Origin of the sequence: Streptomyces smaragdinus (genome assembly GCF_009604385.1) — a bacterium.
Taxonomy (GTDB): Bacteria; Actinomycetota; Actinomycetes; order Streptomycetales; family Streptomycetaceae; genus Streptomyces; species Streptomyces smaragdinus.
In genome coordinates, this window is sequence record NZ_WEGJ01000074.1 from 1 (window position 1) to 13,124 (window position 13,124).

Consider the following 13,124-nt stretch of genomic DNA (forward strand, 5'->3'; position numbering starts at 1 on the left):
GTGGGCGGTGTCGGTGGCGGGATGGGTGTGGCGCTGGGTGGTGTCGGCGGTGGACGGTGGTGGGGCTGGCGTAGTCCGTCGTGGGTGTGGCGTGGCCCTGGTGGGGGTGGGCCGGTGGGGTGGGTTTGGATGCGGAGTGTTTCTGCGGCGCTGCGCGCCTTGGGGCAGGGAGCGAGGGGGCGGGGCGCTGCGCGCCTCGCAGTGAGGGGAAGCCGCTGGCGCGGCTTCGGATGCGGAGTGGGGGTCGGCGCTGCGCGCCGCCGGGCCGACGACTGCGGGGGCGACCGTTCGAGGGCCTGTGCTCCGGGGGAGTTCCCCACGGTTGGCGGGCTGGAGGGGGCGGTGACCAGGGACAATCCGGTAGCCGCGTACGGAAGTAAGGGGACGTTCGACACGCCTGCGCGCGTACGGGAAACGCGCCCGAATGGACCACGACGCGGCAGTACGCGCGTAGGTGTGTCGGGCGGCCCCGACCCCCAGACCGAAGCAGGCGCACCCCGCCAGACCAGACACCGACCCCGAGGCCAAGACACCCACCCCCAGCCCGGCCGGCGTTTGAGGCCTCCGGCCGAAGGCCGGATGCGCGTCAGCCGACGCAACCGGAAGACAAAGACCGAAGCACACCGCCGCGCGACGGGGGCGACGGAGGCCAGGGACCCCCCTACTTCAGGAAGTCCGGGACGTCCAGTTCCTCCGCCGCGCTCTCCTGATACGGCCGCGCCGACGGCACCGACGGAGCCGGGATGTCCGGGGTCGATGCCACCGGGACCGGGGCGGAGGTGGGCTCCTCCTCGCGGGGCGGCGTCGGGGAGCCGTAGGAGCCCAGCGAGGGGCGGTCCTCCGGGCGGCTCAGGGGCGCGGAGGCGGGGGCCGGGGTGTCCTCCCGGGTGCCGTAGGAACCCAGTGCCTTGTCGCGGTTCTTCGACGGCAGCTGACCGCCGTCGAAGCCGGCCGCGATCACCGTGACCCGTACCTCGTCGCCGAGCGCGTCGTCGATGACCGCACCGAAGATGATGTTCGCCTCGGGGTGCGCGGCCTCGGACACCAGCTGCGCGGCCTCGTTGATCTCGAACAGCCCGAGGTCCGACCCGCCGGAGATGGACAGCAGCACACCCCGCGCGCCGTCGATGGACGCCTCGAGGAGCGGCGAGGAGATCGCCATCTCGGCGGCGGCGACCGCCCGGTCGTCGCCCCGAGCCGACCCGATCCCCATGAGCGCCGAACCCGCCTCCGACATGACGGACTTGACGTCCGCGAAGTCGAGGTTGATCAGCCCCGGTGTGGTGATCAGATCGGTGATCCCCTGCACACCGGAGAGCAGCACCTGGTCCGCCGAACGGAACGCGTCGAGAACGCTCACCTGGCGATCGGAGATCGACAGAAGCCGGTCATTGGGGATAACGATGAGCGTGTCGACCTCGTCGCGCAGCGACGCGATGCCATCCTCGGCCTGGTTCGCCCGTCGCCGGCCCTCGAAGGTGAACGGGCGAGTGACCACACCGATGGTCAGCGCGCCCAGCGACCGGGCGATGTTGGCGACCACCGGCGCACCGCCGGTGCCCGTGCCGCCGCCCTCGCCCGCCGTGACGAAGACCATGTCGGCCCCCTTGAGGACCTCCTCGATCTCCTCGCGGTGGTCCTCGGCGGCCTTGCGGCCGACATCCGGGTTGGCGCCGGCGCCGAGGCCCCTGGTCAGTTCGCGGCCGACGTCGAGCTTGACATCGGCGTCGCTCATCAGCAGCGCCTGCGCATCGGTGTTGATCGCGATGAACTCGACGCCCTTGAGACCGACCTCGATCATCCTGTTGATGGCGTTGACGCCGCCGCCGCCGATCCCGACGACCTTGATGACTGCGAGGTAGTTCTGCGGTGCTGCCACGTCGAAGGCCTCTCGCCTCGAGTTACGTTGCCGTTTGGACGAACCCGAACCCTAATCCAGAGGTTTAGGGTTGACTCACCGTCTCGTTCGAGCTGTCGAAACGAGACACTAAGTCGGCAAGTCCCGCGTGTTCAATGAACACGCCCAACTTCCCGGGTTTCTTTTCACCCTATTTGACTGCTCCCTCCGTCAATCACCCGGGGGGATTCCTGGCTCACACAGTCCCGCGATCCACCGGATCACCGGGACTGACACGCTCCGCACCAGCCGGAAGGACCCGGCCCGGAGCGTCGGCAACGCCAGTGCGGTCACGCACGTTTGACTCTCCTGATGCGTCAACCACCCGCCAGCTTAGCGCGTCTGAGGTGGGCACATTCGCAAAACGGGCGGGAGGCCGGGCGCTCACGACACCGCCGGCGCCTCGGGAGCGCTCACATCGAAGTGATCGGCGTCCTTCGCCGCCCCGAAAAGGGCCGTCAGAACCCTCGCCTTCGCCGCCCCGTCCTCGGCGCTCCCCCACATCACCGTACGGCCGTCCCGCAGCTCCAGCGTGATGGAGTCATATGAACCGACCTCGATGGTCTGCGTCTCGTGCCGCACCGCCGCCGGGAGGTCCCCGGCCACCGTCACGGCCGCGCGGCGCAGCGCGCCGAGGCCGAAGCGCTCCAGGCTGGGCGAGTTCTGCGCGTCGAGGCGGAGCACCGGCACCCCGGCCGGCGCCGCCGCGACAGTGGCGAAGCGCACGCCGCCGGCGTCCACTTCGACGTACCGCCCCTTCTCCTTCATCAGGACGGCCGGCTCCCGTTCGGTCACCGAGACCCGGATGCCGTGCGGCCACGAGCGCGTGACCGTCACCGAGTCGACGCGCGGCAGCCGTTGCCGGACCCTGGCCTCGACCGCCCCGGTGTCCACCGACACCAGCGGCACGTCGCGCGGCACACCGGCGGCGGCCAGCACCTCGGCGTCGGTGAGGACGTCCGCGCCGGACGCCCGCACGTTCTCCACGCGCAGCCACGGCGACCCGTACAGCACCCAGACCGCGAACCCGCCCAGGACCGCGACGAGCACCGCCGCGGCGAGCACCAGCCGCAGGTCCGGGCGGCGCCGCGCGGGCCGGGGGGCGGGCGGACGCGGGCGTGCCTCGTCGTCCCGTCTCGCGGTGGCCGGCCCCGCAGCGCTGCCCATGGTCCCCGTCCTATGCCGCCCTGCGCGCGGCGATCGCCTCGTACACCATCCGGACCAGCAGATCGTCCGCGTCGCGGCGGCCGAACTCGGCGGCGGACCGTGACATGTCGTGCAGCCGCTGCCGGTTGCTGAGCACCGGGAGGACCTGGTCCCGCACCCACTCGGGGGTGAGGTCGGCGTCATCCACCAGCAGGCCGCCGCCGGCCTTGACCACCGGCTGGGCGTTCAGCCGCTGTTCGCCGTTGCCGATAGGCAGCGGTACGTAGGCGGCCGGCAGTCCGACGGCGGAGAGCTCGGCGACGGTCATCGCGCCCGCGCGGCAGAGCATCATGTCGGCCGCGGCGTACGCGAGATCCATCCGGTCCACATACGGTACCGGGATATAGGGCGGCATTCCCGGCATATTGTCCGCCGGCGGCAGTTCGTTCTTCGGGCCGACCACGTGGAGGATCTGCACCCCGGCGCGCTGGAGGTACGGGGCGACGGTCTGGACGACCTCGTTGAGCCGCCGGGCGCCCTGCGAGCCGCCGGACACGAGCAGCGTCGGCAGGCTGGGGTTCAGGCCGAAGTAGTGGCACGCCTCGCCGCGCATCACGCCGCGGTCCAGGGTGGCGATGGAGCGGCGCAGCGGGATGCCGACGTAGCGGGCGTTGCGCAGCTGGCTGTCCGGGGTGGAGACGGCGACGTGCTTGGTGAAGCGGGAGCCGATCTTGTTGGCCAGTCCGGGGCGGGCGTTGGCCTCGTGCACCACGATGGGCGTACCGAGGCTGCGCGCGGCGAAGTAGCCGGGGAGCGACACGTAGCCGCCGAAGCCGACCAGGCAGTCCGCCTTGCGCTCCTCCATGATGCGCTCGGTGGCCTTGATCGTGCCGCGCAGCCGGCCGGGCAGGGTGATGAGGTCCGCCGAGGGTTTGCGGGGCAGCGGGACGGCCGGGATCAGGGCGAGTTCGTAGCCCCGTTCGGGCACCAGCCGGGTCTCGAGTCCGCGCTCGGTGCCCAGTGCGGTGATGCCGACCGTCGGGTCGTGCCGCCGCAGGGCGTCCGCGAGGGCCATTGCGGGCTCGATATGGCCGGCGGTTCCACCGCCGGCGAGTACGACATGCACCGAATTCCACCGCTCTCTTGGACGGAGGGGCCCGGTCAGCCCCGCCGTCGCTTCGACTTACGTCCCATCCCGGCCAGCCTGGTGCGTACGACAGGCTGCCGCATGGCCAGTGCCGCACGCGCCGCTGGTTCGTCGCGGGCGAATGCGATCAGCAGGCCGATCGCGAACATGGTCGGCAGCAGGGCCGACCCCCCGTACGAGAACAGCGGGAGGGGGACGCCGGCGATGGGCAGCAGGCCCAGCACCGCACCGATGTTGACCACGACCTGCGCCGTGATCCAGGTGGTCACCCCACCCGCGGCGAACCGTACGAAGGCGTCCTCCGTGCGTCCGGCCACGCGGATACCCGCATAGCCTAGAGCCGCGAACAGGGTGAGGACCGACAGCGTACCCGCGAGGCCGAGTTCCTCCCCGGTCACGGCGAAGATGAAGTCGGTGTGCGGTTCGGGTAGTTCACCCCATTTTTCGACGCTTGCTCCGAGGCCGGAGCCGAACCAGCCGCCGGACGCCAGCGCGTAGATGCCGTGCAGGCCCTGCCAGCAGATGTCGTTGGGCCCGGGGTCGGTGGCGCCGATGCAGCCGAGCCGGGCCATCCGGTGCTCGCTGCCCTTGACCAGCATGAGCGCGATGAACGCGCCGGCGCCCAGGACGGTCGCGAAGAGGCGGGTCGGCGCACCGGCCACCCACAGCAGGCCGAAGAGGATCGCGGCCAGGACGACGGCGGTGCCCATGTCGCCGCCGAGCATGATGAGTCCGAGGAGCAGCAGCGCGGCCGGGACCAGCGGGATCAGCATGTGCTTCCACTGGGTGAGCAGGTTCTTGTCGTGTTTACGGGCCAGCAGATCAGCACCCCATAGGACGAGCGCCAGCTTGCCGAACTCGCTGGGCTGGAGCTGGAACGGGCCGCCGAAGGAGAGCCAGTTGGTGTTCCCGCCGACCTCCTGCCCTATCCCCGGCACCTGCACGAGGGCCATCAGGAACACCGACCCGGCGAGGATCGGGTAGGCGAGCGCCCGGTGGAGCCGTACGGGCATCCGGGAGGCGAGGAGCAGCAGCACCGTGCCGATGGCGGCGGCGGTGAACTGCTTGCGGAAGTAGTACGTGGAGGGCAGGTCCCAGCGCAGCGCCTGGATCTGCGAGGCGGAGAACACCATGACCAGGCCGAGGCCGGTGATGAGCAGACTCCCGCCGAGCAGCAGGTAGTACGCGGTGAGCGGCCGGTCCCAGGCCCGTCTGACGCGTGCGACGAGCCCCTGCAGCCGCCGTACGGCCGGGCTGACCCGCGCCCCCGGCGGCGCCGCCGCCCGCGGGGCGGGGGCCGCGGTACCGCGAACCCGCCCCGTTGCTTGCCCCCGTGGCATGACGTCTCCCCTCCTGGACCGTACTCAGGGAGCTTAGGACGTACGCCGCGGACGCGGCCCGGGGGCACGCCGCCGGGTCACCGGCGGGCGCGGACCGCCTGGGCGAAGACGTCGCCGCGGACGTTGTAGTTGGTGAACATGTCCATCGACGCGCAGGCCGGCGCCAGCAGCACCGTGTCGCCGGGCTCGGCGAGTTCCGCGGCGGCGGCCACCGCGGCGGCCATCGCGCCCTCGTCGGTGCGGTCGAGGTCCGTCACGGGCACCCCGGGGGCGTGCTTCTCGAGGGCCTCGCGGATCAGGGCGCGGTCGGCGCCGATGAGGACCGCGCCGCGCAGCCGGGGGGCGGCGCCGGTGACGAGGTCGTCGAAGCCGGCGCCCTTGGCCAGGCCGCCGGCGATCCACACGATGTGCGGGTAGGCGGCCAGGGAGGCCTCGGCGGCGTGGGTGTTGGTGGCCTTGGAGTCGTCGATGTACGTGACGCCGTCGACCTCGGCGACGTACTCGATGCGGTGCGGGTCGGGGCTGAAGGCGCGCAGGCCCGCGCGGACGGCGGCTGGTTCGACCCCGTACGCCCGCGCGAGCGCCGCGGCGGCGAGGGCGTTGGCGATGTTGTGCGGGGCGGGCGGGTTGATGTCGGCGACCTCGGCGAGCTCCTGGGCGCTCTTCTGCCGGTTCTCGACGAACGCCCGGTCGACCAGCAGGCCGTCGACCACGCCGAGCTGTGACGGCCCGGGTGTGCCGAGGGTGAAGCCGATCGCCCGGCAGCCCTCCTCGACGTCGGCCTCGCGGACCAGGGCCTCGGTGGCGGGGTCGGCGGCGTTGTAGACGCAGGCGACCCGGTTGCCCTCGTAGATCCGGCCCTTGTCGGCGGCGTACGCCTCCATCGAGCCGTGCCAGTCGAGGTGGTCGGGCGCCAGGTTGAGCACGGCGCCGGAGTGGACGCGCAGGGACGGCGCCCAGTGGAGCTGGTAGCTGGAGAGTTCGACGGCGAGGACGTCGTACGTCTCCTCGCCGAGGACCACGTCGATCAGCGGTACGCCGATGTTGCCGACGGCGGCCGTACGCAGTCCCGCCGCCTCGAGGATCGACGCGAGCATCCGTACGGTCGTGGTCTTGCCGTTGGTCCCCGTGACCGCCAGCCAGGCCGCCGCCCCCGGTCCCCGCAGCCGCCAGGCCAGCTCGACGTCGCCCCAGACGGGCACCCCGGCGGCCTCGGCGGCGGCGAACAGCGGGCTGGAGGGCTTCCACCCCGGCGTGGTGACGACGAGTTCCGTGCCCGGCGGCAGGCTCGCGCCGTCGCCGAGGCGCACGGTGATGCCGAGCGGGGTGAGCTCCGCCGCCTGGGCGCGGGCGCGTTCGTCGTCGCCGCCGTTGACGACGGTGACGACCGCGCCCAGCCCGTGCAGCGCCCGCGCGACGGGCACACCGGTGACCCCGAGCCCGGCGACGGTGACGTGCTTGCCCCCGAACTCCGGCGCGGTCACTTACCGGCCGCCCATCCCGCGTAGAAGATGCCCAGACCCACGATCACGCACATGCCCTGGACGATCCAGAACCGGACGACCACCAGCACTTCGCTCCAGCCCTTGAGCTCGAAGTGGTGCTGCAGGGGCGCCATTCTGAAGACCCGCTTGCCGGTCATCCGGAACGAGCCGACCTGGATGACGACCGACATGGTGATCAGGACGAACAGACCGCCGAGGATCGCCAGCAGCAGCTCGGTGCGCGAGACGACCGCCAGACCGGCGAGCGCGCCGCCGAGGGCGAGCGAGCCGGTGTCGCCCATGAAGATCTTCGCCGGTGAGGTGTTCCACCACAGGAAGCCGAAGCAGGCGCCCATCAGCGCGGCGGCGACGACGGCGAGGTCGAGCGGGTCGCGGACGTCGAAGCAGGCGGCCGGGTTGGTGAGGTCGGCGGCGTTGACGCAGGACTCCTGGTACTGCCAGACGCCGATGAAGACGTACGCGCCGAAGACCATCACGGAGGCGCCGGTGGCCAGACCGTCGAGGCCGTCGGTGAGGTTCACGCCGTTCGACATGGCGAGGATCATGAACAGCGCCCAGATCACGAAGAGCACCGGGCCGATGGAGACCCCGAAGTCCTCCGCGAACGACAGCTTGGTGGACGCCGGCGCCAGGCCCCGGCTGTCCTTGAAGTTCAGCGCGAGGATCGCGAAGGTGACACCGACGATCAGCTGGCCCAGCATCTTGGCCTTGGCCCGCAGACCGAGGCTGCGCTGCTTGACGATCTTGATGTAGTCGTCGAGGAAGCCGACCAGGCCCATCCCGGCCATCAGGAACAGCACCAGCAGTCCGGAGAAGCTCGGCTGGCTGCCGGTGATCAGCTTGGTCAGCGCGTACGCGACGAGCGTGGCCAGGATGAAGGCGATACCGCCCATCGTGGGCGTGCCGCGCTTGCTGTGGTGCGCCTGCGGGCCGTCGTCCCGGATGAACTGGCCGTAGCCGCGCGAGGCCAGCAGCCGGATCAGCAGCGGGGTGCCGATCAGGGAGAAGATGAGGCCGAGCGCCCCGGAGAAGAGGATCTGTTTCATCGGGCGGCCACCTCCTCGCCCTCCAGCAGGGCCGCGGCGACCTTCTCCAGGCCCACGGACCTGGATGCCTTTACGAGCACGACGTCTCCCGGACGCAACTCACTGCGCAGCAGCTCGATCGCCGCCGCGGCGTCGGACACGTGCACCGACTCTTCACCCCACGAACCCTCGTTGTAAGCGCCCATCTGCAGCCAGGCGGCCTCCCGGCCGCCCACCGCGACGAGCTTGCTGACGTTGAGCCGGACCGCGAGCCGGCCCACCCCGTCGTGCTCGGCCATGGACTCGTCTCCGAGCTCGGCCATCTCACCCAGCACCGCCCAGGTGCGGCCGCCCTTCTCGTGGGCGGCCCGTCCCATCGCGGCGAGCGCGCGCAGGGCGGCCCGCATCGAATCGGGATTGGCGTTGTAGGCGTCGTTGACGACCGTGACACCGTCGGCGCGTTCGGTGACCTCCATCCGCCAGCGGGAGACCGGAGCGGCCTCACTCAGGGCGGCGGCGATCTCCTCCGCCGGCAGGCCCAGTTCGTGGGCCACGGCGGCGGCCGCGAGCGCGTTCGACACGTGGTGCTCACCGTACAGCTTCATGATCACGTCAGCGTGCCCCTTGGGGGTATGCAGCGTGAACAGCGGGCGTCCGTCGTCGCTCAGCCGTACGTCCGAGGCCCGTACGTCCGCGTCCGCGGCCTCGCCGAAGAACACGGTGCGGGCCTTCGTCCGCGAGGCCATGGCCCGCACGAGCGGGTCGTCGGCGTTGAGCACCGCGACGCCGTCCGCCGGGAGGGCCTCGACGAGTTCGCCCTTGGCCTGCGCGGTCTTGTCCCGGCCGCCGAACTCGCCGGCGTGGGCGGCGCCCACGTTCAGCACGAGGCCCAGCCGCGGCGGGGTCAGTCCGGTGAGGTGGCGGATGTGGCCGATGCCGCGGGCGCCCATCTCGAGCACCAGGTACCGGGTGGACTCCTCGGCCTTGAGCGCGGTGAGCGGCAGGCCGATCTCGTTGTTGAACGAGCCGTAGGTGGCGACCGTCGGGCCCAGGCGCGGGAGTACCTGCGCGATGAGGTCCTTGGTCGAGGTCTTGCCGGTGGATCCGGTGAGCGCGAGGACCGTGACGCCGAGGCGGGCGACGACCTCGCGGGCCAGCGCCGACAGGGCCTCGATCACGTCGCCGACCACGACGGCCGGTACGCCGACGGGCCGGGTGGCCAGTACGGCGACGGCTCCGGCCGCGGTGACCTGGTCGGCGAAGTCGTGCCCGTCGGCCCGCTCACCGGCGAGCGCGGCGAACAGCGCGCCGGGCACCACCTGCCGGGAGTCGTGCACCACGGGCCCGGTGACCTGGGCGGACGGGTCCGCTCCGCCGTCGAGGCGGCCGTGGGTCAGCTCGGCGATCTCGCCGAGGGTGAGCCGGATCAATGTTGTCCTCCTGCGGTCCCCGCGCTCGCCTCGATGGCCTCGCGCAGGACCTGCCGGTCGTCGAAGGGGCGGACCACACCCGCGATGTCCTGGCCCAGTTCGTGTCCCTTGCCGGCGACGACCACGGTGTCGCCGGCGGCGGCGCGGGAGACGGCCGCGGCGATGGCGGCGGCACGGTCGGCGTCCACCAGGACCTCGCCGCGTTCGTGTACGGGGACCTCGGCGGCGCCCGCCAGCATCTCGGCGAGGATCGCCAGGGGGTCCTCGGAGCGGGGGTTGTCGGACGTGAGGATCGCCGTGTCGGCCAGCCGGGCCAGGGAGGCGCCCATGGGCCGGCGTTTGTGCGGGTCGCGGTCGCCGCCGCAGCCCAGCACGGCGTGCACCCTGCCCTCGGTGACCCTGCGGATCGCGCGGAGCAGGGAGTCGACGGCGTCGGGCTTGTGCGCGTAGTCGACGACCGCGAGGTACGGCTGGCCGGCGTCCACCCGCTCCAGCCGGCCGGGGACCCCGGGCACGGCGGCCACGCCGGAGGCGGCGGTCTGCGCGTCGACGCCGGCGGTGACCAGGGCGACGATCGCGGCGAGGGTGTTGGAGACGTTGAACGCCCCGGGCAGCGGGGCCTCGGCGCGTACGGAGACACCGCCGGGCCCGAGGACGGTGAACGCGGAGCCCAGCGGCCCCACCTCGACGTCCGCGGCCCGCCAGTCGGCGTCCGGGTGGCCCTCGGCGGAGTACGTGGCGACGGGGTAGCCGGCCGTACGGGCCTCGGCGGCCAGCCGTACGCCGTACGGGTCGTCGGCGTTGACGACCCCGGCGCGCGAGCGCGCGGGGGTGAACAGCTGCGCCTTCGCCCGGAAGTAGTCCTCCATGTCCGGGTGGAAGTCGAGGTGTTCGGGGCTGAGGTTGGTGAAGACCGCGACGTCGAACACGCAGCCGTCCACCCGGCCCAGGACCAGCGCGTGGCTGGAGACCTCCATCACCACGGAGCCGACGCCGCGTTCACGCATCACCGCGAGGAGCGCCTGCAGGTCGGTGGCCTCCGGCGTGGTCCGCTCGGACTTCAGCCGTTCGTCGCCGATGCGGGTCTCGACGGTGCCGATCAGGCCGGTGGGGCCGGCGCCGTTCTTCTCGGCGGCGGCGCGCAGTCCGCCCTCGACGAGGTAGGCGGTGGTCGTCTTGCCCGACGTACCGGTGATGCCGATCTGCAGCAGGGCCGAACCGGGGTCGCCGTAGATCGTGGCGGCCAGGGCGCCCATCCGGCCCCGGGGATCGCCGGTGACGAGGACCGGCAGGCCGGTGTCCGCGGCGCGGGAGCGGCCGGCCGGGTCGGTGAGGATCGCCACGGCCCCGCTGTCGGCGGCCTGGGGGGCGAAGTCGGCGCCGTGGAACCGGGCGCCCGGGAGGGCGGCGTAGATGTCGCCGGGACGCACCGCCCGGGAGTCGTGCGTGATGCCGGTGACGCCGGCGTCGGGGTCGGGGCCGCTGCTCCCCAGGGCCGCGGCGAGCTCCCGCAGGGATACCGGGGTGCTGCGCTCGGGCCGGGGGGCTCCGGGGCGGGACTGATCAGGGTGGGGCACGGCGGTGAGCGTACCCCCTGCCGGGGGTACGGGGGGTGCGGGGGTCGCGGCCGAGGGGTCCGGCGCGGGGTGCGAGGTGCTCATAGCGGGTGGTCAGTCGGTTTTCTTGTGCGGATCGTAGGTCACCGGAAATCCGGGGGCCTCGGCGCCGGAGGGCGGCACCTGCAGGGTCTTGAGGGAGAACTCCATCACCTGTTTGAAGACGGGGCCGCAGATCTGGCCGCCGTAGTGCCCGATGCGCTTGGGGTCCTGGACGGCGCAGTAGACGGTGACCCGGGGGTTGTCGGCGGGCGCGAAGCCCGCGAAGGAGGCGGTGTAGCCGTGGTAGCGGCCCGTCCTGGGGTCGACGCGGTTGGAGGTGCCCGTCTTGCCGGCGACGCGGTAGCCGGGGATCCGGGCGCCTACGCCGGTGCCCTCGCGGTCGTCGACGACGGACTGGAGCATCTTGGCCACCGTGTTCGCCGTCTTCTTCGACACCACCTGCCGCCGTTCGGGTTCGGGGGCGGCGACGAAGCGGCCGTCGGCGCCCTGCCGGCCGCGGACGAGGGTCGGGGCGATCCGTACGCCGTCGTTGGCGATGGTGGAGTAGACGGACGCGGCGTGCAGGGCGGTGATCGACAGGCCCTGGCCGAAGGGGATCGTGTACTGCTGGGCGGCGTCCCACTTCTGCGGCGGGGCGAGCAGTCCGGCGCTCTCGCCGGGGAAGTCCAGGCCCGTGGGGCGGCCGAGGCCGAACTTGCGCAGATAGGAGTAGAGCACCCGGTTGGCGGTCCGCTGGTCCTTGCCGAGCTGCTCGACCGCCAGGATCGTCCCGATGTTGCTGGATTTGGCGAGCACGCCGGCGAGCGTCAGATAGTACGTCTCGTGGTCGTGGTCGTCGCCGAAGGCCCGGTCGGCGCGCGGCAGCCGGTTGGGCACCACGACCCGGGTGAGCGGGGTGGCGGCGTTCTCCTCCAGGACGGCGGACATGGAGATGACCTTGTTCACGCTGCCGGGCTCGTAGACATCCTCGACGGCCCAGTTGGGCAGCTGCTCGGCGGTGACCCGGGAGAGGTCGTTGGGGTCGTAGCCGGGCGCGTTGGCCATGGCGAGGATCTCGCCGGTGCGGTTGTCCTGGACGACGACGTAGCCGCGTTCGGCGCGGTACTTCTTCACCGTGTCGGTGATCGCGCTCTGCGCCGCCCACTGGATGTCGCGGTCGATGGTGAGCTCGACGTCGGAGCCGGGTTCGGCGGGCTGCTCGCGGGAGCCGGCGGTGGGGACGCGGCGGCCGGCGGACTGGGCGTAGACGAGCTTGCCGTCCTTGCCGGCGAGCTCCTCGTTCAGGGCGCTCTCCACACCGGCGCCGCCCTTGCCCTCGGTGTTGACGAAGCCCAGTATCCCGGCGGCGAGGTCGCCGTTCGGATAGACGCGCTTGCTCTTGCGCTCGGCGAAGACACCGGCCAGGACGTTGCCGGGGGCGCCGTCCTCGGCGCGTTCGGTCTTCATCCGCTGGATCTGCTGCCAGGTCTGCGGCGACTGCAGCCGGGCCAGGCGCACCCAGCGGGTGTCGGGCTTCGCCAGCAGCCTGGCCAGCTCCGCCTCGTCCTTGCCCAGGACGGGCGCCAGCAGCCGGGCCGCCTGCTTCGGGGCGTCGGGGGTCTTTGCCTGGCCGGGGGTGAAGAGGTACGGGTCGGCGGTGATGTCGTACGCGTCGACGTTCGCGGCGAGCTCCACGCCGTCGCGGTCGGTGATCCGGCCCCGCTCGGCGGCGAGGGTGAGCGGGACGAGGCGGTTGACCTTGGCCTTCTCGGCGAACGCGGCGGCGTCGACGGCCTGCACCTGGAGCAGCCGGACGGTGAAGATCAGCATGACGAGCGTGAGGCCCAGGCTGACCAGGCGGAGCCTCGGGCGCGGGCTGGCCAGGCGCAGGGCGGGTGCCGGTGCCTTGGGGCGGCGGACGGGTGCGGTTACTGGAGCCGCACGCCGTCAGCCCGCCCCTCGGCCTGCATCCGTCGCCCGAGGCGTACCGCTTCCGCTTCCAGGGCGGCGACCGGCTGCTGTTCTACACCGACGGG

General features: G+C 72.3%; 9 protein-coding genes. All 9 read right to left on the minus strand.

Features of this window, described 5'->3' with window-relative positions; translation table 11 throughout:
* Nucleotides 1-661: 661 nt before the first annotated feature.
* A complete protein-coding gene (gene ftsZ, locus SRB5_RS35125) occupies nucleotides 662-1,879 on the minus strand; it encodes a cell division protein FtsZ (protein WP_323379018.1) in 1,218 nt (405 codons plus the stop codon).
* A gap of 402 nt (nucleotides 1,880-2,281) precedes the next feature.
* Nucleotides 2,282-3,064, minus strand: coding sequence for a cell division protein FtsQ/DivIB (locus tag SRB5_RS35130; protein ID WP_153457828.1), 783 nt, complete (start codon nucleotides 3,062-3,064; stop codon nucleotides 2,282-2,284).
* Between the two features lie 10 nt (nucleotides 3,065-3,074).
* Complete coding sequence (gene murG, locus SRB5_RS35135) at nucleotides 3,075-4,169, minus strand: undecaprenyldiphospho-muramoylpentapeptide beta-N-acetylglucosaminyltransferase (RefSeq protein WP_323379019.1); 1,095 nt, start codon at nucleotides 4,167-4,169, stop codon at nucleotides 3,075-3,077.
* Between the two features lie 35 nt (nucleotides 4,170-4,204).
* Nucleotides 4,205-5,530, minus strand: a complete 1,326-nt coding sequence (ftsW, locus tag SRB5_RS35140) for a putative lipid II flippase FtsW (RefSeq protein ID WP_153457832.1) — start codon at nucleotides 5,528-5,530, stop codon at nucleotides 4,205-4,207.
* A gap of 77 nt (nucleotides 5,531-5,607) precedes the next feature.
* Entirely contained in the window at nucleotides 5,608-7,014 is a 1,407-nt protein-coding gene (gene murD, locus SRB5_RS35145; protein WP_323379020.1) for a UDP-N-acetylmuramoyl-L-alanine--D-glutamate ligase, read from the minus strand.
* Complete coding sequence (gene mraY, locus SRB5_RS35150) at nucleotides 7,011-8,081, minus strand: phospho-N-acetylmuramoyl-pentapeptide-transferase (protein ID WP_153457834.1); 1,071 nt, start codon at nucleotides 8,079-8,081, stop codon at nucleotides 7,011-7,013. Before mraY ends, murD begins: the two co-directional genes overlap by 4 nt.
* Entirely contained in the window at nucleotides 8,078-9,490 is a 1,413-nt protein-coding gene (locus tag SRB5_RS35155) for a UDP-N-acetylmuramoyl-tripeptide--D-alanyl-D-alanine ligase (protein WP_153457835.1), read from the minus strand. The genes mraY and SRB5_RS35155 overlap by 4 nt, the downstream gene beginning before the upstream one ends.
* Nucleotides 9,487-11,151: a UDP-N-acetylmuramoyl-L-alanyl-D-glutamate--2,6-diaminopimelate ligase gene (locus tag SRB5_RS35160; protein WP_153457837.1), complete on the minus strand. Its 1,665-nt coding sequence runs from the start codon at nucleotides 11,149-11,151 to the stop codon at nucleotides 9,487-9,489. The genes SRB5_RS35155 and SRB5_RS35160 overlap by 4 nt, the downstream gene beginning before the upstream one ends.
* A 9-nt stretch (nucleotides 11,152-11,160) precedes the next feature.
* Complete coding sequence (locus SRB5_RS35165; RefSeq protein WP_194293124.1) at nucleotides 11,161-12,918, minus strand: peptidoglycan D,D-transpeptidase FtsI family protein; 1,758 nt, start codon at nucleotides 12,916-12,918, stop codon at nucleotides 11,161-11,163.
* Between the last annotated feature and the right edge of the window lie 206 nt (nucleotides 12,919-13,124).

Bases quoted from the DNA above. Each gene is read 5' to 3' on its own strand.
- SRB5_RS35165 (WP_194293124.1), bottom strand. From the start codon at position 12,918: ATGCTGATCTTCACCGTCCGGCTGCTCCAGGTGCAGGCCGTCGACGCC.
- SRB5_RS35130 (WP_153457828.1), bottom strand. From the start codon at position 3,064: ATGGGCAGCGCTGCGGGGCCGGCCACCGCGAGACGGGACGACGAGGCA.
- ftsW (WP_153457832.1), bottom strand. From the start codon at position 5,530: ATGCCACGGGGGCAAGCAACGGGGCGGGTTCGCGGTACCGCGGCCCCC.
- mraY (WP_153457834.1), bottom strand. From the start codon at position 8,081: ATGAAACAGATCCTCTTCTCCGGGGCGCTCGGCCTCATCTTCTCCCTG.
- SRB5_RS35160 (WP_153457837.1), bottom strand. From the start codon at position 11,151: ATGAGCACCTCGCACCCCGCGCCGGACCCCTCGGCCGCGACCCCCGCA.